General features: G+C 70.5%; 20 protein-coding genes. 12 read left to right on the top strand and 8 right to left on the bottom strand.

Going from position 1 to position 19,034, the window contains the following annotated elements; all coding sequences use genetic code 11:
- The first annotated feature begins 131 nt into the window (after window positions 1–131).
- The 5 genes from BLW76_RS17630 to BLW76_RS17650 are packed head-to-tail and all read left to right on the top strand — an operon-like array spanning window position 132 to window position 5,089.
- Entirely contained in the window at window positions 132–1,112 is a 981-nt protein-coding gene (locus BLW76_RS17630) for a heme o synthase (protein WP_091308547.1), read from the top strand.
- Between the two features lie 41 nt (window positions 1,113–1,153).
- On the top strand, window positions 1,154–1,606 hold the full coding sequence (locus BLW76_RS17635) for a hypothetical protein (protein WP_091308550.1): 453 nt from the start codon (window positions 1,154–1,156) through the stop codon (window positions 1,604–1,606).
- Between the two features lie 8 nt (window positions 1,607–1,614).
- Window positions 1,615–2,214, top strand: a complete 600-nt coding sequence (locus BLW76_RS17640) for a hypothetical protein (RefSeq protein ID WP_244170199.1) — start codon at window positions 1,615–1,617, stop codon at window positions 2,212–2,214.
- Between the two features lie 60 nt (window positions 2,215–2,274).
- Entirely contained in the window at window positions 2,275–4,512 is a 2,238-nt protein-coding gene (locus BLW76_RS17645) for a HelD family protein (RefSeq protein ID WP_208613319.1), read from the top strand.
- Between the two features lie 10 nt (window positions 4,513–4,522).
- Window positions 4,523–5,089 (top strand): FKBP-type peptidyl-prolyl cis-trans isomerase, encoded by a 567-nt coding sequence (locus BLW76_RS17650; RefSeq protein WP_091308558.1) that lies wholly within the window; start codon window positions 4,523–4,525, stop codon window positions 5,087–5,089.
- Between the two features lie 47 nt (window positions 5,090–5,136).
- Here the strand turns inward: BLW76_RS17650 and BLW76_RS17655 are convergent, their stop codons facing one another.
- Window positions 5,137–6,099: a quinone oxidoreductase family protein gene (locus BLW76_RS17655; protein WP_091308561.1), complete on the bottom strand. Its 963-nt coding sequence runs from the start codon at window positions 6,097–6,099 to the stop codon at window positions 5,137–5,139.
- A 90-nt stretch (window positions 6,100–6,189) separates the two neighbouring features.
- On the opposite strand from BLW76_RS17655, the gene BLW76_RS17660 reads away from it, so the two are divergent.
- Together BLW76_RS17660 and BLW76_RS17665 are read left to right on the top strand one after the other, a co-directional pair.
- Window positions 6,190–6,489: a hypothetical protein gene (locus BLW76_RS17660; protein ID WP_091308563.1), complete on the top strand. Its 300-nt coding sequence runs from the start codon at window positions 6,190–6,192 to the stop codon at window positions 6,487–6,489.
- Window positions 6,486–7,349, top strand: a complete 864-nt coding sequence (locus BLW76_RS17665) for an ATP-grasp domain-containing protein (RefSeq protein ID WP_091308565.1) — start codon at window positions 6,486–6,488, stop codon at window positions 7,347–7,349. The genes BLW76_RS17660 and BLW76_RS17665 overlap by 4 nt, the downstream gene beginning before the upstream one ends.
- On the opposite strand, the gene BLW76_RS49155 is transcribed toward BLW76_RS17665, so the two are convergent.
- A complete protein-coding gene (locus BLW76_RS49155) occupies window positions 7,350–7,520 on the bottom strand; it encodes a hypothetical protein (RefSeq protein ID WP_208613320.1) in 171 nt (56 codons plus the stop codon).
- Window positions 7,521–7,703: 183 nt separating this feature from the next.
- Between BLW76_RS49155 and BLW76_RS17670 the strand changes: the two genes are divergently transcribed.
- Complete coding sequence (locus BLW76_RS17670; protein ID WP_244170200.1) at window positions 7,704–8,861, top strand: hypothetical protein; 1,158 nt, start codon at window positions 7,704–7,706, stop codon at window positions 8,859–8,861.
- A 35-nt stretch (window positions 8,862–8,896) separates the two neighbouring features.
- Here BLW76_RS17670 and BLW76_RS17675 read toward each other — a convergent pair whose 3' ends face one another.
- From BLW76_RS17675 to mptB, 6 genes are all read right to left on the bottom strand, one after another.
- On the bottom strand, window positions 8,897–9,079 hold the full coding sequence (locus tag BLW76_RS17675; protein ID WP_091308567.1) for a hypothetical protein: 183 nt from the start codon (window positions 9,077–9,079) through the stop codon (window positions 8,897–8,899).
- Between the two features lie 95 nt (window positions 9,080–9,174).
- Window positions 9,175–10,104, bottom strand: a complete 930-nt coding sequence (locus BLW76_RS17680) for an acyl-CoA desaturase (RefSeq protein WP_091308569.1) — start codon at window positions 10,102–10,104, stop codon at window positions 9,175–9,177.
- Window positions 10,105–10,156: 52 nt separating this feature from the next.
- Window positions 10,157–11,122: a COX15/CtaA family protein gene (locus BLW76_RS17685; protein ID WP_091308571.1), complete on the bottom strand. Its 966-nt coding sequence runs from the start codon at window positions 11,120–11,122 to the stop codon at window positions 10,157–10,159.
- Window positions 11,123–11,325: 203 nt separating this feature from the next.
- Window positions 11,326–12,051: an ABC transporter permease gene (locus tag BLW76_RS17690; protein WP_091319531.1), complete on the bottom strand. Its 726-nt coding sequence runs from the start codon at window positions 12,049–12,051 to the stop codon at window positions 11,326–11,328.
- 53 nt (window positions 12,052–12,104) lie between these two features.
- Window positions 12,105–13,031, bottom strand: a complete 927-nt coding sequence (locus tag BLW76_RS17695; protein ID WP_091308574.1) for an ABC transporter ATP-binding protein — start codon at window positions 13,029–13,031, stop codon at window positions 12,105–12,107.
- Between the two features lie 6 nt (window positions 13,032–13,037).
- On the bottom strand, window positions 13,038–14,669 hold the full coding sequence (gene mptB / locus BLW76_RS17700) for a polyprenol phosphomannose-dependent alpha 1,6 mannosyltransferase MptB (protein ID WP_091308575.1): 1,632 nt from the start codon (window positions 14,667–14,669) through the stop codon (window positions 13,038–13,040).
- 159 nt (window positions 14,670–14,828) lie between these two features.
- On the opposite strand from mptB, the gene BLW76_RS17705 reads away from it, so the two are divergent.
- The 4 genes from BLW76_RS17705 to sufC are packed head-to-tail and all read left to right on the top strand — an operon-like array spanning window position 14,829 to window position 19,031.
- Window positions 14,829–15,611 (top strand): helix-turn-helix transcriptional regulator, encoded by a 783-nt coding sequence (locus BLW76_RS17705; RefSeq protein ID WP_091319534.1) that lies wholly within the window; start codon window positions 14,829–14,831, stop codon window positions 15,609–15,611.
- Entirely contained in the window at window positions 15,608–17,056 is a 1,449-nt protein-coding gene (sufB, locus tag BLW76_RS17710; RefSeq protein ID WP_091308578.1) for a Fe-S cluster assembly protein SufB, read from the top strand. The genes BLW76_RS17705 and sufB overlap by 4 nt, the downstream gene beginning before the upstream one ends.
- 2 nt (window positions 17,057–17,058) lie before the next feature.
- Window positions 17,059–18,231 carry a Fe-S cluster assembly protein SufD gene (gene sufD, locus BLW76_RS17715; protein WP_091308580.1) on the top strand — a complete coding sequence of 391 codons (1,173 nt, stop codon included), beginning with the start codon at window positions 17,059–17,061 and terminating at the stop codon, window positions 18,229–18,231.
- A gap of 29 nt (window positions 18,232–18,260) precedes the next feature.
- Window positions 18,261–19,031 (top strand): Fe-S cluster assembly ATPase SufC, encoded by a 771-nt coding sequence (sufC, locus tag BLW76_RS17720; RefSeq protein WP_091308583.1) that lies wholly within the window; start codon window positions 18,261–18,263, stop codon window positions 19,029–19,031.
- Window positions 19,032–19,034 lie beyond the last annotated feature (3 nt).

Below are 19,034 nucleotides of genomic sequence, written 5' to 3' on the forward strand. Positions count from 1 at the left end.
AGTGCTTGGGCCGGTCGAGGACCCGCGATCACCCACGGGATTCACCACGTCTAACATCGGTCGAGGGTTCAGTAGGGCCGGTTCCCGGCTACCCGGACTGGTCCCGCCCCGAACCTGACGCAGGGAGTGAAATGTCGTTGGTGAACGCTGCGCACGGACGCAGTGACGACACCAGCGCGGTGCACCCGACCGGTGAGCGACCGCACGGTGAGCGGCGGAGCGTTCGCCGGGTCGTCGGCGCCTACGCCGCGCTGGCCAAGCCCCGGGTGATCGAGCTCCTCCTGGTGACCACCATCCCGGCGATGTTCCTCGCCGGCCGTCAGATCCCCTCGCCGTGGCTGGTACTGGCCACGCTGGTCGGCGGGACGATGGCCGCGGGCAGCGCGAACGCGCTCAACTGCGTGATCGACGCGGACATCGACAAGGTGATGAACCGCACGAAGCGCCGCCCGCTGGTGAAGGACTCCGTGCCCCGCCGCGGCGCGCTGATCTTCGGCTTGGTGATGGGTGTCGCGTCGGCCGCGGTGCTCTACCTCACGGTCAACCTGCTGTCGGCGATCCTGGCGGTCGCGACGATCCTCTTCTACATCTTCGTCTACACGCTGGGCCTCAAGCGGCGCACGTCACAGAACGTGGTCTGGGGCGGCGCGGCGGGCTGCATGCCGGTGGTCATCGGCTGGGCGGCCGTCACGGGCACGGTCCAGTGGCCGGCGTTCGTGATGTTCGGCGTGATCTTCTTCTGGACCCCGCCCCACACCTGGGCGCTGGGCATGAAGTACCGCGACGACTACGAGCGCGCGGGCGTCCCGATGCTGCCGGTGGTCGCCACCGCCCAGCACGTCGCCCGCCAGATCGTCATCTACTCGTGGGTGATGGTGGCGTGGACGCTGCTGCTGCTCCCGGTGACGTCGTGGCTGTACGGCACGTTCGCCATCCTCGCGGGCGGCTGGTTCCTCTTCTACGCGCACAGCCTCCAGGCGGCCGTGCGGCGCGGCGAGGAGACCAAGCCGATGGCGCTGTTCCACCGGTCGAACACGTACCTGATGATCGTGTTCGTGGCACTGGCCGTCGACTCGGCCATCGGGCTGCCGACCCTCGGCCTGCCGTTCTGAGTCCGGCGGCGTTCTTCGCGGACGTCGTCGAGTGCGGCAGCGTGCTCGGCGCAGACCACACGTGGTCACCCGAGCAGGTGGCGGAGCTGTTCGGCGACGGCTACGCCGAGAACCGCGGGAAGAACAGCATGTGGCGTGACCACGGGCTGGTCGAGTTCTTCTGGCAACGGCGCAGCGGCCGGGAGCCGTGGGTGGGAACGCACTTCTCCGTGCAGGCGCACCGGCTCCGGCTCCGCGACCCCGAGACGGTCAACCGCGCGATCCGCGACCGCTACGGCGTCTTTCCCGGCCCAGTGACCTTCGACGAGGTCGGCGCGCTGCTCACCGCGCGGGCCGTCTCCCTGGTGGAGGTGCCGTTCACGGCGGACCCGGACGAGATGCGCACGTATTGGCAGCCGGCGGCGCGGACCATGGTCTACGTGGTTGCCGGGGCGTACTACGGGCAAGCCGGCGACCTCTACCGCGTCGCGAGCTCGAGCACCGGAATTCCCTGATGTCGCCGATGATCAGGAAGGCCGGGACCGCGGTCACCGCGGTCGTCGCCTTCGGCCTGCTGGCCTTCCTCGGCCACGGCCGGTTCGACCTCGACCAGAACCGGCTGCTCGGCACCGGCTGCGCCATCCCGGCCAAGATCACCGCCCGGCCCGGCCCGGCGCCCGACGGCGGCGCCGTCCGCGTCGCCGAGCAGGGCCCGGGGGCCGCGGTGCTGGAGAACACCAGCACCCTCGCCGCCTACCGGATCCCGGTGACGTCCGGCGCCCGGACCGTCGAAGTGCCGGTGCTCGTCCCCGGCCAGCGGATCGGGGTCCTCCTCGACCGCCCCGCGGTCGGCCCGGTGATCTGGATCGCACCGGAAGCCCTGGGCGGCTTCACGCCGGTGACCGCCACCGTCGTCCCTGGTGGCGTGCGGTACCGCAGCGAGAACTGCCGCGCGCTGACCAGCCGCGGTGCCGCCGTGCTCTTCCGCGACGCGGGCGGCCGCCTCACCGGCGGCGAGCAGCTGCCGCCGGCGGGCGTCTCGTGCGCGCCCGGCGAGCGGCTGCTGCCGGGCGGCGCTCCGGGTGCCGAGGTCTTTCCCTACTGCGACCTGCGGACGGAATGATCGCGCCGCGGGCGCCGTTAGACTTCGTTGGCTCTTTTCCTTGAGGCGAAAGCAGGATCTTTGTCTTCGGACGACTTCTCCGCCGAGCTCGCCCGCGAGCAGGCGTACGTCACCACCCTCTACACGAAGCTCGACGCCGAGCGCCTCGAAGCCCAGCGCCGCCTCGACGAGACGCTGCGGCAGACCGGCGGCACCCCGCAGGCCCGCACCGAGCGCGACGTCGCCACGACCCTCTACACCGACCGGCTCGCCCAGCTCGGCTCCGTCGAGCAGGGGCTGGCCTTCGGGCGGCTCGACTTCGTCCCCGAGAGCGCCGAGGAGACCACGTACATCGGCCGGCTCGGGCTCTTCGACGAGGACGACGACTACAAGCCGCTGCTGGTCGACTGGCGGGCGCCGGTCGCGCGGCCGTTCTACCTCGCCACCGCCGCGTCACCCGAAGGGGTGCGGCGACGACGGCACCTGCGGTCGCTGAGCCGCAAGGTCACCGGCTTCGACGACGAGATCCTCGACCTCACCGCCGCCGACCAGGGCCAGGACCTCGGGCTGGCCGGCGAAGCCGCGCTGCTGGCCGCGCTGGAGCAGCGCCGCACCGGCGAGATGAGCGACATCGTCGCGACCATCCAGGCCGAGCAGGACCGCATCATCCGCGCCCCGCTCGGCGGCGTCATGGTCGTGCAGGGCGGCCCGGGCACCGGCAAGACCGCCGTCGCGCTGCACCGCGCGGCCTACCTGCTCTACACGCACCGCCAGCAGCTCACCACCCGCGGCGTGCTCGTCGTCGGCCCGAACAGCACGTTCCTGCGCTACATCGGCCAGGTGCTGCCGTCCCTGGGCGAGACCGGCGTGCTGCTCGCCACCATCGGGCAGCTCTACCCCGGCCTGGACGCCGACGGCGTCGAACCGCGCGAAGCCGCCGAGGTCAAGGGACGCCTCGTCATGGCCGAGGTGCTCGCCAACGCCGTCCGCGACCGCCAGCGCGTGCCGGAGCCGGTCATGGAGATCGAGTACGAGCACGACGTGCTGCGGCTGGACCGCAAGACCTGCACCGACGCCCGGACGCGGGCCCGCCGCTCGCGCCGTCCGCACAACCCGGCGCGGCGCCTGTTCGTCTCCGACGTCCTCGACGCGCTGACCCGGCAGGCCGCCCGCAAGCTGGGGGACGACCTCCTGGACGGTCAGGATCTGCAGGACATCCGCGCCGAGCTGGCCGCGGACGAGCAGGTCACGGCCGCCCTCGACGCGCTGTGGCCGGTGCTGACGCCCGAAGGCGTGCTCGACGACCTGTTCGCCGACCGCGAACGCCTCGCCGCGGCCGCCGGGAAGCTGCTGTCCCCCGAGGATCGCCTGCTGCTGGAGAGCGGCCGGGACGCCCGCTGGACACCCGCGGACGTGCCGCTGCTCGACGAGCTGGCCGAGCTGATCGGCGTCGACGACACCGAGGCCCGCGTCGAGCGCAAACGCCGTGAGCGCGAGGACCGTGCGTACGCCGAGGGTGTGCTCGACATCCTCGAGCAGGACGAAGAGATCATCGACGAGGAGCTGCTGCGCGTCTCCGACGTCCTCGACGCCGAGCTGTTCGCCGAGCGCCAGCAGGCGCGCAGCGAGCTGACGGCGGCCCAGCGCGCCGCCCAGGACCGGACCTGGACGTTCGGGCACGTGATCGTCGACGAGGCCCAGGAGCTGTCGGCGATGGACTGGCGGCTGCTCATGCGGCGCACGCCGAACCGGTCGATGACGCTGGTCGGCGACGTCGCCCAGACCGGCGCGGCGGGCGGCGCGCGCTCGTGGGGCGAGGTGCTTTCGCCGTACGTCGAGGACCGCTGGCGGCTGGAGCAGCTGACGGTGAACTACCGCACGCCCGCCGAGATCATGGCGGTCGCGGCGCGGGTGCTCGCCGAGGTCTCGCCTGCGCTTTCGGCGCCCTCGTCGGTGCGGGAGACCGGGGTGCCGCCGTGGTCGGTGCGCCCGGCGTCCCTGGCCGCGGAGCTGCCCGGGCTGGTGACGCGCGAGCTGTCCGAAGTGGACGGCGGCACGGTGGCGGTCCTGGTGCCCGCCGGCCGGTTCGACGAGGTGTCCTCGTGGTTTTCGGAGCACGACGAGCGGCTGAGCGTGCTGACGGTCGAGCGGTCGAAGGGCCTGGAGTTCGACTCGGTGGTGCTGGTCGCGCCCGACGAGGTCGTCGCGGGCTCGCCGCGCGGGCTCAACGACCTGTACGTGGCGTTGACGCGGGCGACCCGGCGGCTCGGCGTGGTCACCACCGGTGACGACGTGCCGGCACTCTCCGTGCTTGGCTAGGGTGCCCGGCATGCAGAAAATCGGGAAGATCGTGGTCGTCGCCGCGGCGGCGCTGTCCCTGGCCGCGTGCGGCCAGGACGCCAAGACCCAGACGGCCGCCCCGGCGGGGCCCTCCGTCCCGTCGACCGGTGCCGCCCAGGCGACCCAGAGCAAGGGCCGCGAGTGCACCGCCGACGACGTCAAGACGACGGGGAAGTTCGGCGAGGCGCCGACGATCACCATCCCGGACGACTGCGACCCGCCGAAGAAGCTGATCACCGCGGACCTGTCCGAGGGCACCGGCAACGGCGCGAAGGCCGGCCAGAACCTGAAGATGAACTATTCGCTGGTGACCTGGTCGGACAAGAAGAAGCTGGACAGCTCCTTCGACCGCGGCGAGCCGTTCGACCTGCAGCTGGGCGCGGGCATGGTCATCCCGGGCTGGGACCAGGGCCTGGTCGGCATCAAGCAGGGCGGCCGCCGCCTGCTGATCATCCCGCCGGACCTCGGCTACGGCCAGGGCGGCCAGGGCATCAAGCCGAACGAGACGCTGGTCTTCGTCACCGACGCCGTCTCGGTCCCGAACGACAAGGGCTGAGTTCCGCTCGCGAAGGGCCGCTTCCGCCGAAGCGGCCCTTCGGCGTGTCAGGGGATGAGCAGGAGCTTGCCGGTGGTGCGGCGGCCCTGCAGGTCCTCGTGGGCCTGGCGGGCCTCGGCCAGCGGGTACTTGCCGCCGATGCGGATGTTCAGCTGGCCGGCCGTGATGGCGTCGAAGAGCTCCTTCGCGCGCCAGTCCAGCTCCTCGCGGGTGCGGACGTAGTGGCCGGACGTCGGGCGGGTCAGGTAGAGCGAGCCGCCGGCGTTGAGGCGTTGCGGGTCGAGCGGGGGCACCGGGCCGCTGGAGGCGCCGAAGAGCGCGAGCAGGCCGCGGACCTTGAGACTGGCCAGGCTGCCGTCGACGGTGTCCTTGCCGACGCCGTCGTACACGACGTCGACGCCTTCGCCGTTCGTCAGCTCCCGGGTGATCTTCGCGAAGTCGTCGCGGTCGTAGCGGATCACGTGGTCGGCGCCGGCTTCGCGGGCGAGCTTCTCCTTCTCTTCGGTCGACACGGTGCCGATGACGCGCGCGCCGCGCGCCTTCGCCAGCTGCACCAGCAGCAGCCCGACGCCGCCCGCGGCCGCGTGCACGAGCACGTCGTGGCCGGGCTTGACCTCGAACGTCGAGGCGACCAGGTAGTGCGCGGTGATGCCCTGCAGCATCGTGGCGGCGGCGGTCTCGAGCGAGACGCCTTCGGGAACCTTCACCGCGACCGAGGCCGGGACGAGCTTGCGGGCCGCGTAGCTGCCGATCGACCCCTGCCAGGCCACGCGGTCGCCGGGTTCGAACCCGGGCGCGGCTTCGATGACTGTGCCGGCACCTTCGAGGCCGGGCACGAACGGCAGCTCCATCGGGTAGATGCCCTGGCGCTGGTAGGTGTCGATGTAGTTGACCCCGGCCGCGGTGACGTCGACCAGGAGCTCGCCGGCCTGTGGGGCGGCGACGTCCACTTCGGCCGGTTCGAGCACTTCCGGGCCGCCGGTCTTCGTCACCTGTACTGCCGTGGGCATGGGTCCTCCTCGGGTCGGGTTCTCCCGGTGCAACTATGGCCGAGGCCACGCTGTTCCGCGTTCCGGCTCTCCTTTGGCTATGGTTCGGACGTGACTGCAGAAGAGACTGTCGTTCCCCCGACCGGCGCGCAGCTGGGCGCGGCCCGCAAGTTCGTGAAGGCCCACGGCAAGCCGTCCCGCGCAGTGGTGGAGAACATCGGCCGGGCGGGCGCGCGAGTGGTGCTGGTGGGCGCGGACGGCGCCCTCGGCGACGTGGTGGTGCCTTCGGTGGCCACGGGCGAGGCCCTGGTCGAGGCGGTCGAGGACCTGTCGCCGGCGACCTGGGACGCGGAGACGGTGCAGGCCACGAAGATCGGCCCGGAGCACCGCCGCAAGATGGCGGGCAAGTGAGCCCCACCGCGGTCCTGGTCAGCTGCACGGAACTCCCCACGGGCGACGGCGACGACGACGCCGTCGTGCCCGCGTTGACGTCGCTGGGCTTTTCGGTCTCGTGGGCACCCTGGGACTCCACGTTCGATTTTTCCTCGGCGGACGCCGTGATCCTGCGCGCGACCTGGGACTACGCTGAGCGCCGCGCGGAGTTCCTCGCGTGGTGCGAGTCGGTGCCGTCGCTGTTCAATTCCGCGGACGTGGTCCGGTGGAACACGGACAAGTCGTACCTGGTGGAGCTGCTGGACGCGGGCTTGGCGGTGGTGCCGACGTCCTTGGTCACGCCGGGTTCCTCTTCTTCGTTCCCGTCGTCGGACTTCGTGGTGAAGCCGTCGGTGGGGGCGGGCTCCCGCGGCGCGGCCCGGTTCGCCGAGGGTGCTTCTGCAGCCACGGCGCACGTGGCCGCGCTGCACGCGGAGGGGCACACGGCGCTGATCCAGCCGTACCAGTCCAGTGTGGATAGTTCGGGCGAGCTGGCCCTGGTGTACCTGGGCGGGATCTATTCCCACGCGTTCACGAAGGGCGCGATGCTGGGGTCCACAATGGATTCCTCGGGGCTGTACCTGTCGGAGGAGCTGGCGCCGGCTGTACCGCCCGAGGACGCGGTGGCCCTGGCGGAGGACGTGCTGGACGCGGCGTCGGCGTTGCTGGGAATCCTGCGCGCGGAGCTGTTGTACGCGCGGGTGGACCTGGTCCGCGGGGCGGACGGGAAGCCGTTGCTGCTGGAACTGGAGCTGACGGAGCCATCGCTGGGCTTCCGCCAGACGGACGCCGGCGCGGTGACGCGGTTCGCCTCGGCGGTGCGGCAGCAGCTGGCGTAGTCACCTGGCCACCTCGACCGCCACCAGGACCAGCGCGACGACCGCGCCGATCAGGGTCACGGCCAGGGAGCCGGTCACCAGGTAGAGCCCGCCGATCCCGGCCAGGCCGGCTTTGACCACTTCCCGAGTGCCGTGGCCGGGGGTGGGTTTTCTTGTCCTGCCCTTGGTCACTGTGCTACCCCTTTATTGCTGTACTAGTGCACCTCGGGTAATGGTGACCGGTGGCAGGCCCGACCGGAACTGATCTTTTCTTCTTGGGTCGGTTTTTTCGTTGTCGGGCAAATGTCGCCGCAGGTCCCGCCGTTGTCCGGGCTTGCCGGGAATTGTCGATCTTCTTCGGGTAGCGGAGGCGTCTTGACCATCCGGATGGACAGGGAATCGGTTGACGAGCCGGCTTCGCCCGCGGAAGTCGAAGACGCGCTGCGCTGGCTGGCGACTCGCAAGGACGGCGAGCCGCTTCGGTTCTTCCGGGAGGCGATCAAGGAACCGGCGAGTGAGCCGGCCACCGTGCTCCGCGCCCTGGTGGCGCCGACGGGATCGTTGATCGCCGAGCCGGCCGAGTCGCGCGTGTTCGCCCTGTGGGGGCTGATCGTCGACGAGATCGGCGCAGTCGGGAACTCCCGCCGCCGCTACACCCTGATGGCGGCGTTCCGGGTGCCGCCGGCACCAGGCGGAACCGTCTGGAAGGCAACGCTGGGCGACCGCTTCCGGCAGCTGGTGCTGGTGCCGGGTGTCTTCGGCGAGCCGCCTCCCACCACCGCGACTCCGATGCACCAAGCCTGGCGGCGGGCACTCGAAACGTTGGCCGCTCGCCTCGCGGAGAAACTGGTTTTGCTGGAGGGGCCGGATTGGCGGCCGTACATCGACCTCGGCCGGGCGGCGGGGGACGTCACGGACGAGCACGTCGCCTGGCGGGCTCGGCCGGCCTCGAAAGGGGCACAGCCGATGTTCGTGGAGCGCCTGCTCATCACGGCGGTCATGCGCCGCCGAACGGTGTGGCGCCGGCTCACCGAACGCCACGTCGTCGCCTGCGAGGATGGCGTCGACGGCTACGTCGTCCAGGCTCGGAACGGCTGGCACCACAACCCGGAAGGCCTCCTGGTCACGGCCCTTTGGGCGTGCCGCGTGGTCACTTCACCCGGGGTGCGTCCGGGTGTCCGGGGAGTGGTGCGTCTGCGCTTTCGCCAGCCCCATCGGAAGGGGCAGCCCTACGCTTTCGTCTCCGAGGCGCTCGACGAACGGCTCGAGGAGAAACACGAGTGGGTCAATGTCGACGTCGACCACCACGGCATCGCGCCTGGCGGCCTGACCATCCAGCTGACCTTCGACCAAAATTGCCTTCCCGAGGCATGTTGGTGGTACGCGGAACAGCTCGAATTCGAGCGGAGATGCCGGCCGCCGGACGGGGACCCGCACCTGCTCCCCGTTGAGGACGGGTTCGTCCGGCACACCTTTCTCGACGGGTGCCATCCGCGGGAGAGCTATGGCATTGCCTTCAAGTGGCCATCGTGACCGACGCGAAGTCACGCCGGTCACGGGACGTTCGCCTAGTCGACGGTCACCGAGTTGCCGGTGCTTCCACCGCCACCACCCGCGACGGTGTCGTCGGCCGGCTTGGGGACGATCGATGTCAGCGCGATCGCTGCGGCCGCTACGAGGATCAGAGCACTCGCCACGGCGATCCGCCGCCCGTTCTTGCCGCGCTTGCCGTTGCTGCTGTGCTTGCCCATGAGTCTCCTTCGGTGGTCGGAAGCTGGCTCACCGTAAGAGGAAGCAGTCGACACGATCGAGGCTGTCAGTTCTCTTTCGTGTCATCGCAGGCACCTTAAGCTGACGTGCTCGCCCGCTTCGCGGCCAGCCGCTCCATCCGCGGCCACCGAACGTCCTTGGCCCACCCCAGCTTCTCGAACGCCCAGATCACCCGAGCCGACACATCCACCTGCCCCCGCAGCACCCCGTGCCGCGCACAAGTCGGGTCAGCGTGGTGCGAGTTGTGCCACGACTCGCCCATCGACAGCAACGCCAGCGGCCAGAAGTTCGCCGCCTTGTCCCTGCTGGCAAAGGGCCGTTCCCCGATCAGGTGGCACACCGAGTTCACCGACCACGTCACATGGTGGAGGAACGCGATCCGCACCAGGCCCGCCCAGAAGAACGCCGTCACCACGCCCCACCACGACCATGACAGCAGCCCTCCCAGCACGGCCGGCAGGGCCAGGCTCAGCGTGATCCACAGCCAGAAGTAGCGGTTCACCCAGCGCACGTCCGCGTCCGCCACCAGGTCCGGGGCGAACCTGTCCGCGTTGGTCACCTCGCGGCCGAACATCCAGCCCATGTGCGCGTGCCAGAAGCCCCTCAGCAACGCCGACGGCGACGTGCCGAACAGCCACGGCGAGTGGGGGTCGCCCTCGCGGTCGGCGAATGCGTGGTGGCGGCGGTGGCTCGCCACCCAGAAGATCACCGAACCCTGGACCGCCATGCTGCCCGCGATGGCCAGCACCACCCGCAGGGGCCGCGACGCCTTGAACGCGCCGTGGGTGAAGTAGCGGTGGAAGCCGACCGTCACCCCCAGGGTCGCGAACACGTAGAACGCCGCCGCGAGGATCAGGTCGATCCAGGTCATGCCCCAGCCCCACACCAGGGGGACCGCGACGAGCAGCGCCACGAACGGCACCAGCAGGAAGGTCTTGAGCACGAGCATCTCCCCGGTGCCACGGCGATGGGAGATCAGCGGCTTGGGCGCGGTGCGCGACGTCATGGCGCGAACGATAACCCACGAGCCGGACGCCCACGCCAACCCGGAGTTACGGTCAAGCGGCGGTGAGCTCTCGCGGCGCCGCTTCCAGCGAGGTCACCGGGCCGCGGTCGCGGCTGCCCGTCCACAGCGCCGCCGTGGCGATGATGACCGCCATCGCGCCCAGGACGTGGAACGACACCATCGCCTCCGGCACGCCCAGCGCGTACTGCAGCGAACCGAGTGCCCCCTGCGCGACGGCGACCACCCAGACCGCCGTGTAGCGCTGCCAGAGGCTCTTCGGGGCGCCGACGCGCAGCAGCTGGAGGCCGAACACCGCGAGCAGCAGCAGGTACAGCACCAGCAGCCCGCCGTGGACCTGGGCGAGAGCCTCGACCGGGGCGTCGAGGCGGTGGGTGTTGATGTCGCCGCTGTGCGGGCCGGCGCCGGTCACCGTGGTGCCCGCCGCCAGCACCAGCCACAGCACGGTGGCGAGCAGGATCAGGATCGTGCGCCCGGCCGGCGGCACCAGCAGGCGCGGCGCCTCGTCGCCTTCGCGGAACGCGCGCAGCAGCAGGACGGCGAGCCACACCAGCGGCGTCGTCGCGAGGAAGTGGATCGCGACGGTCCACCACTCCAGCTTCGCCAGCACGGTGATGCCGCCGACGACGGCCTGCAGCAGGACGCCGCCGGGCATCGTCCAGGCCAGCTTGACCAGGCGCTTGCGGTCCGGGTGGTCGATCTGCACGCGCCACGCGGTGACGACCGCGACGGCGGCGACGAGGATGACGACGCCGGTGAGCAGCCGGTTGCCGAACTCGATCCACTGGTTGAGCGCGTCGATCCCGGAGTCGTGCTTCGGCACCAGGCTGCCGGCCACGCACTGGGGCCAGGTCGGGCAGCCGAGCCCGGACCCGGTGACGCGCACGATGGACCCGGTGACGCCGATCAGCGCCTGCGCGAGGACCGCGGCGATCCCGACGGCCCGCTGCACGGCGGCGGACGGATACGGCAGACGGGCGACGAGGCTGGTGAACGGCACGGCATCGATGGTAGAGCGCGCGGAAAACGCGCTTTCGGCAGGCCCGGACGCCCAGAACAACGGCGTGGCCGCAAGGGACCAAGGTCACGCACGTCCCGGCCCGAACGCACCCAATGTGGCGTTCGGTGCGTCCAACGCACCGAACGCCACATTGGGTGCGCTGGACGCAACCAACGCCACATTGGGGCGCTGGGGACCCCTGCTCAGGTGAGCTTTGTCGTCCGCGAAGCCACCGCGCCCGCGACTACCGCCCACACCGCGAGCACCACCATCGGCCCCGGCGCGAACGAACCGTCCACCAACGCCGCGCGCATCCCCTCCGCCAGCGCGCCCGACGGCAGCAGCTCCACCACGTGCGCCAGCCCGGACGGCAGCGACGACGGCGCCAGCAGGATGCCGCCCGCCAGCAGCAGCACGAACCACACGATGTTCGCCAGTGCCAGCACCGCCTCGGCCCGCAGCGCGCCACCCAGCAGCACGCCGAGCGCACCGAACGCCAAGGTCCCCACAATCAGCAGCAGCACCGCGGAAAACAGACCGGAAGCCGACGGCGACCAGCCGAGGAAAGCCGCCACCACGCCGATGATCACCGACTGCAGGGCCACCACCACCAGAGCCGCCGCGAGGCGGCCCGCCACCAGCAGCCAGCGGGGCAACGCCGTGGCCGAAAGGCGCTTCAGCACCCCGTAGCGCCGGTCGAAGCCCAGGGCGATCGCCTGGCCGGTGAACGCCGACGACATCACCGCCAGTGCCAGGATCCGCGGCGTGATCCAGTCCACTCGCGACACCGGGCCCAGCGACGACGCCGGCAGGATGTCCAGCAGGGACAGGCCGATCAGCAGCGCCAGCGGGATCAACAGCGTCAGCAGCACCTGCTCGCCGTGGCGCAACGTCAGGCTGACCTCGATGCGCGCGTGCGTGCGCAGCATCCGGACCAGCGATCCCCGTCCGGGCGCGGGGGTGAACATCCCAGGAGCAAAAGTCACGCCCGCAGCTCCCGTCCGGTCAGCTCGAGGAAGACCTCTTCCAGCGTCCGCTTGCCCACCTGCAGTTCCTCCGGCAGCACACCCTGCTGCGCACACCACGCCGTGACCGTCGACACCACCTGCGGGTCGACCGAACCGACCACCGTGTACGTCCCCGGCGCCGACTCGCGCACCGCGTAGCCCTCCGGCAGCGCCGCCGTCAGCAACGCCGTGTCGAGGCGGGTGCGGGCCTTGAACCGCAGCCCGGCGTTGCCCGTCTCGTCCATCGTCAGCGACTGTGGTGCCCCGGAGACGACGACCTTGCCGTGGTCCACGATCACCACCGTGTCGGCCAGCGCTTCGGCCTCCTCCATCAGGTGCGTGGTCAGCAGCACCGAGACGCCGTCGGCGCGCAGGGCGCCCAGCAGGTCCCACACCAGGCGCCGGGCCTGCGGGTCCATGCCCGCGGTCGGCTCGTCGAGGAACACCAGTTCCGGCCGCCCGACCAGGGCGCACGCCAGGGACAGCCGCTGCTGCTGACCGCCGGAGAGGCGCTTGAACGGCGTCCGCCGCACGCTCGAAAGGCCCAGCACGTCCAGCAGCCACGCCGGGTCGAGCGGGGTCGCCGCGCAGGACGCCACCAGCCGCAGCATCTCGTCGGCGCGGACGCCCGGGTACGCGCCGCCGCCCTGGGGCATGATGCCGATGCGGGGGCGCAGGGCCGCCGACTCGCGGACCGGGTCGAGGCCGAGCACGCGGACCGAGCCCGCGTCAGGCTTCGAGAACCCTTCGCAGATCTCGACGGTGGTGGTCTTGCCGGCCCCGTTCGGGCCGAGCAGGGCGAGCAGGCTGCCGCGCTCCATCCGCAGGTCGAGGCCGTCGACCGCGCGGATGGAGCCGAAGTTTTTGACCAGCCCGCTGATCTCGACGGCCACGACACTCACATCGGGTCACGATACGGCGTCGGCGTGCGCGCGCCCCCGCGGGGACGGCCTGGACAGCAGGACCGGGGCGAGCCGCCGCACGATCAGCATCCCGGTCCCGCAGACGACGATCGCCGTGACGTAGGCGAACGGCAGCACGTACGGGCGGCCGTCGAAGGTGCTGCCGGTGGGCGGCAGCAGGAACGGCATGGCCGCGCTGATCACCGTGGCGGCGACGCGGAACCTCGACGTCCCCGCCGCGGCGGCCAGCGGGATGACCGCCCACAGCAGGTACCACGGCTGCAGGTTGATCTGCAGGATCATCGCCGCGCCGAGGGAGACGCCGAGCCCGATGATCGGCCGGTAGCGCCACTTGAAGCTGTCCCACAGGAACTTGAACGTGATCGCCACGGCGACCAGGTAGCCGAGCGCGCCGAGGATCGGCACCAGCGCGTTCGTGTGGTTGCCCAGCCCGAGCGCGATGCCGAGGACGCCGGAGAGGTTGGCCAGCTCGGCGGTGGGGGAGATCCAGGACCGGACCAGGCCGGGTGTGTTGAACGTCGCCCCGACCCAGCCGAAGCCGAGCCCGGTGCCGAAGCAGACGACGACCAGGACCACGCCGAACCACAGCGCCATCGGCGCGCCCGCGGCGAAGAGGTCCTTGAGCCTGCCGTGCCAGCGCCGCGCCACCATCACCGCGAAGAACGGCAACGCGAACACCGCGGGCAGCTTCACCGCCACGCCGAGGGTGATGATCGCGACCCCGAGCCCGATGTAGAGCAGTTCGCCGCGCGCGAGGGGTGGTGGGGTGTCGCCCTTCACCCGGATCGGCAGCCGCCGGATGCCGACCTCCAGCCCGGCGAGCATCAGGCCGATGCCCAGCGCGTCGTTGTGGGCGCCGGCGACGAAGTGGAAGATCAGCAGCGGGTTCAGCGCCCCGAGCCACAACGCGGTCGCCGGCTGCACGCCGAAGCGGCGCGCCAGCCGGGGCAGCGCCCAGACGATGAGGATCACGCCGACCAGGGCGATCGCCCGCTGCAGGAGCACGCCCATGGCGATGCTGTTGCCGGAGATCGGCGCCAGCCAGCCGCCGAGGCGCAGCACCACCGGCCCGTACGGCGCCGGCGTCTCGCGCCACATGTTCGACACGCCCGCGGTGAACGGGTCGGCGACGCCGAGTGCCTGCGCCGGGCCGAGGACGTACGGGTCCATCCCGCGGTGCACGATCTCGCTCTGTGCGAGGTAGCTGTAGACGTCGCGGGAGAACAGCGGCGGGATGACCAGCAGCGGCAGCACCCACAGCGCGATGGTGCGCGCGAGCTGGCCCCGCGACGCGAGCCGGGCGCGGTCGGGCAGGGCGAACTTGCCGAGCATCAGCCAGCTCAGCACCAGGATGCCCATGCCGGAGATGGCGATGGCCAGCGACACCGTCGGGATCCGGGTGAACAGCCGCAGCACCGGGATCTCCTGCACCGGGTTGATCACCGGGGCGGCGCCGGCGCCGAGGGAGCCGAGCGCGAGGAAGAGCGACCCGACCGTGCCGAAGCGGCGGACGACGTTCAGCCCGCGCAGCTCCCCGTCCTCCAGGGGGAGGGGTTCGCGGGGGTGGACGGGGGAGAGCGTCACGGGGTGGGCACTCCCGGTTTCGAGCCGTGCCACTTGCTGCTCCTGTTCACCCACTGCCACGCGTGCAGGGTATCGGTCGCCCGGTGAGTGAGTCGGGTCACTGCCGGACACCCCGCCTTTGCGGGTCATCCGGAAATAAGACACACTTGTGTTGTGAAAAAGACGGAGGCGGGTGACCAGGCGGGCGGCGACATGCCGCGTGCCCCGCATCCGCACGTTCCGTCGCAGGTCAGCGCCGAGGGCAAGACCCGGCACGAGGTCGCGAGGCTGCTGCTCGAACAGGGTCCCATGACCGCCGTCGTGGTCGCCGAGCAGCTCGGGATCAGCCCCACCGCCGTCCGCCGGCACCTCGACGCGCTTCTCGCGGATGGCGAAGCCGAGACCCGGGACGCGCCGCGCCGCGGCCCCCGCGGCCGAGGCCGTCCGGCCAAGCTCTTCCTGCTGACCGAGCCGGGCCGCGCCCGCTTCGGGCACGCCTACGACGACCTGGCCGTCTCCGCCATCCGCTTCCTCGCCGAGCACGCCGGGGAGGACGCCGTTCGCGCCTTCGCCGAGCAGCGCATCGAGAAGCTCGTCGGCCCGCACCGCGCCGCGATCACCGAACCGGGTGAGCCGGCGGCGCGCGCGGAGGCCCTCGCGACCGCGCTGAGCAGGGAAGGCTACGCTGCGTCGACCCGCCAGGTCGGCGCCCCGGCTCCTGGTCAGAACGTGGGCGCGCAGCTTTGCCAGCACCACTGTCCGGTCGCCCACGTCGCCGCGGAGTTCCCGCAGCTGTGCGAGGCCGAGACGGAGGCGTTCGCGCAGCTGCTGGGCACCCACGTCCAGCGGCTGGCGACCATCGCACGCGGGGACTCCGCGTGCACCACCCACGTTCCCGTCACGACGGGGAACAACCCGGCCCATCCCGAGCCGGGAAGAACGGCGTCCCCCGAGGGGCGCACAGCACGGATCCCGAATGGAGGGAAACCCGCATGACTGCCGCTGCCGAGCAGCGCACTCCCACCACCGCGCCACTGAGCCAGGAAGAGACCATCGAGTCCCTTGGCAAGTACGCGTTCGGCTGGGCGGACTCCGACGAGGCGGGCGCCAGCGCCCGTCGCGGGCTGAACGAAGATGTCGTCACCGACATCTCCGGGAAGAAGTCCGAGCCGGAGTGGATGCGCGAAGCGCGACTGAAGGCGCTCAAGCTCTTCGAGAAGAAGCCCATGCCCAACTGGGGGGCCGACCTCTCCGGGATCGACTTCGACAACATCAAGTACTTCGTGCGGTCCACGGAGAAGCAGGCCACCTCCTGGGAGGAACTGCCCGAGGACATCAAGAACACGTACGACAAGCTCGGCATCCCCGAGGCGGAGAAGCAGCGCCTCGTCGCCGGTGTCGCCGCGCAGTACGAGTCCGAGGTCGTCTACCACCAGATCCGCGAGGACCTGGAGGAGCAGGGCGTGATCTTCCTGGACACCGACTCGGGCCTGCGCGAGCACCCCGAGCTGTTCCAGGAGTACTTCGGCTCGGTCATCCCGGCCGGTGACAACAAGTTCTCCGCGCTGAACACGGCGGTGTGGTCCGGCGGCTCGTTCATCTACGTGCCGAAGGGCGTGCACGTCGAGATCCCGCTGCAGGCCTACTTCCGGATCAACACCGAGAACATGGGCCAGTTCGAGCGCACCCTGATCATCGTCGACGAAGGTGCGTACGTGCACTACGTCGAGGGCTGCACGGCGCCGATCTACCAGTCCGACTCGCTGCACTCGGCGGTCGTGGAGATCATCGTCAAGAAGGGCGCCCGCTGCCGCTACACGACCATCCAGAACTGGTCGAACAACGTCTACAACCTGGTCACCAAGCGCGCCAAGTGCGAAGAGGGCGCGACCATGGAATGGATCGACGGCAACATCGGTTCCAAGGTGACGATGAAGTACCCGTCGGTGTTCCTCATGGGCGAGCACGCCAAGGGCGAGGTCCTGTCGGTCGCGTTCGCGGGCGAGGGCCAGCACCAGGACGCGGGCGCCAAGATGGAGCACCTCGCGCCGTACACGTCCTCGACCATCGTGTCGAAGTCGGTGGCGCGCGGCGGCGGCCGGACGTCCTACCGCGGCCTGGTCAAGGTCGCCAAGCGGGCGCACCACTCGCGCTCCAGCGTGGTCTGCGACGCCCTGCTGGTGGACACGATCTCGCGCTCGGACACGTACCCGTACGTGGACATCCGCAACGACGAGGTGTCCATGGGCCACGAGGCCACGGTGTCCAAGGTCAGCGAAGACCAGCTGTTCTACCTGATGTCGCGCGGTCTCGACGAGGCCGAGGCGATGGCGATGATCGTGCGCGGCTTCGTCGAGCCGATCGCCCGTGAGCTGCCGATGGAGTACGCGCTCGAGCTGAACCGCCTGATCGAGCTCCAGATGGAAGGGTCCGTCGGCTAGTCATGTCGGTTACCGAGAACAACGTTTCCGAAGCCCTTCGCGAGGGCGCGGTCATCCCGGCCGCGTCCCGCGCGGAGCGCTTCACCTCCTACGACGTCGAGGCCTTCGAGGTCCCGGGCGGCCGTGAGGAGAACTGGCGCTTCACGCCGATGAAGCGCCTCCGCGGCCTGCACGACGGCAGCGCCGTCGCCACCGGCGAGATCACCATCGACGTCGAGGCCGCCGACGAGCTGAAGGTCGAGACCGTCGGCCGCGAAGACGCCCGCCTCGGCGAGGCCGGCGTCCCGAGCGACCGGATCGCCGCGCAGGCGTACTCGGCGTTCACCAAGGCCACCGTCGTCACGGTGCCGAAGGAGACGAAGGCGTCGAAGCCGTCGGTGCTGCGCATCCACGGCCCGGGCGAAGGTCAGGTCGCCTACGGGCACCTGCAGGTCCGCGCCGAGGCGTTCGCCGAAGCCGTCATCGTGCTCGACCACGTCGGCTCCGGCACCTACGCCGACAACGTCGAGTTCGTCATCGGTGACTCGGCGAAGGTCACCGTGGTCAGCGTCCAGGACTGGGCCGACGACGCGGTGCACGTCTCCGAGCAGCACCTCAAGCTCGGCCGCGACGCCACGCTCAAGCACATCGTCATCACCCTGGGCGGTGACCTGGTCCGCGTCTCGCCGACGGCGACGTTCGCGGACAAGGGCGGCGACGTCGAGATGCTCGGCCTGTACTTCGCCGACGCCGGCCAGCACCAGGAGCACCGGCTCTTCGTCGACCACGCGGTCCCGAACTGCAAGTCGAACGTGATGTACAAGGGCGCCCTGCAGGGCGAAGGCGCGCACACGGTGTGGATCGGCGACGTCCTGATCCGCGCGGCCGCCGAGGCCACCGACACCTACGAGCTCAACCGCAACCTGGTCCTCACTCCGGGTGCGCGCGCGGACTCGGTGCCGAACCTCGAGATCGAGACCGGCGAGATCGAAGGCGCCGGCCACGCGAGCGCGACGGGAAGGTTCGACGACGAGCAGTTGTTCTACCTGCAGTCGCGCGGGATCGCCGAAGAAGCCGCGCGGCGCCTGGTCGTGCGCGGGTTCTTCCACGAGATCCTCGTCAAGATCGACGTCCCCGAGGTGCGCGAGCGCCTCGAAGCCGCGATCGAAGCCGAACTCGAAGCCGTTGGCGCCTGACCGCCCTCTCTGACTTAGGAAACGAAGAAATGGCTACCCTGGAAATCAAGGACCTCCACGCCTCGGTCACGACCGAAGAGGGCGCCAAGGAGATCCTCAAGGGCGTCAACCTGACCATCAAGTCGGGCGAGACGCACGCGATCATGGGCCCCAACGGCTCCGGCAAGTCCACCCTGTCCTACGCCATCGCCGGCCACCCCAAGTACGAGGTCACCTCCGGCGAGGTGCTGCTCGACGGCGAGAACGTGCTCGAGATGAGCGTCGACGAGCGCGCCCGGGCCGGCCTCTTCCTGGCCATGCAGTACCCGGTCGAGGTGCCGGGCGTGTCGATGTCCAACTTCCTCCGCACCGCGGCCACCGCGGTCCGTGGCGAGGCCCCCAAGCTGCGCCACTGGGTCAAGGAGGTCAAGGAGGAGATGGGCAAGCTCGAGATCTCGCAGGAGTTCGCCGAGCGCTCGGTCAACGAGGGCTTCTCCGGCGGCGAGAAGAAGCGCCACGAGATCCTGCAGCTGGCGCTGCTCAAGCCAAAATTCGCCATCCTCGACGAGACCGACTCCGGCCTCGACGTCGACGCGCTGCGGATCGTTTCGCAGGGTGTCAACGAGTACAAGGCCAACAGCGAGGTCGGCGTCATGCTGATCACGCACTACACCCGGATCCTGCGGCACATCACGCCGGACTTCGTGCACGTCTTCGCCGGCGGCAAGATCGTCGAGTCGGGCGGCAAGGAGCTGGCGGACGAGCTGGAGGAGAACGGCTACGTCAAGTACGTGGGCAAGCCCGAGCCCGCGGCGCTCTGACAC

It is taken from the genome of Amycolatopsis tolypomycina, assembly GCF_900105945.1.
In the GTDB taxonomy this organism is placed as follows: domain Bacteria; phylum Actinomycetota; class Actinomycetes; order Mycobacteriales; family Pseudonocardiaceae; genus Amycolatopsis; species Amycolatopsis tolypomycina.

Coding starts and splice junctions, on each gene's coding strand:
- BLW76_RS17630 (WP_091308547.1), top strand. CDS start 132: ATGTCGTTGGTGAACGCTGCGCACGGACGCAGTGACGACACCAGCGCG.
- BLW76_RS17640 (WP_244170199.1), top strand. CDS start 1,615: ATGATCAGGAAGGCCGGGACCGCGGTCACCGCGGTCGTCGCCTTCGGC.
- BLW76_RS17650 (WP_091308558.1), top strand. CDS start 4,523: ATGCAGAAAATCGGGAAGATCGTGGTCGTCGCCGCGGCGGCGCTGTCC.
- BLW76_RS17655 (WP_091308561.1), bottom strand. CDS start 6,099: ATGCCCACGGCAGTACAGGTGACGAAGACCGGCGGCCCGGAAGTGCTC.
- BLW76_RS17675 (WP_091308567.1), bottom strand. CDS start 9,079: ATGGGCAAGCACAGCAGCAACGGCAAGCGCGGCAAGAACGGGCGGCGG.
- BLW76_RS17680 (WP_091308569.1), bottom strand. CDS start 10,104: ATGACGTCGCGCACCGCGCCCAAGCCGCTGATCTCCCATCGCCGTGGC.
- BLW76_RS17690 (WP_091319531.1), bottom strand. CDS start 12,051: ATGCTGCGCACGCACGCGCGCATCGAGGTCAGCCTGACGTTGCGCCAC.
- BLW76_RS17705 (WP_091319534.1), top strand. CDS start 14,829: ATGCCGCGTGCCCCGCATCCGCACGTTCCGTCGCAGGTCAGCGCCGAG.
- sufB (WP_091308578.1), top strand. CDS start 15,608: ATGACTGCCGCTGCCGAGCAGCGCACTCCCACCACCGCGCCACTGAGC.
- sufD (WP_091308580.1), top strand. CDS start 17,059: ATGTCGGTTACCGAGAACAACGTTTCCGAAGCCCTTCGCGAGGGCGCG.
- sufC (WP_091308583.1), top strand. CDS start 18,261: ATGGCTACCCTGGAAATCAAGGACCTCCACGCCTCGGTCACGACCGAA.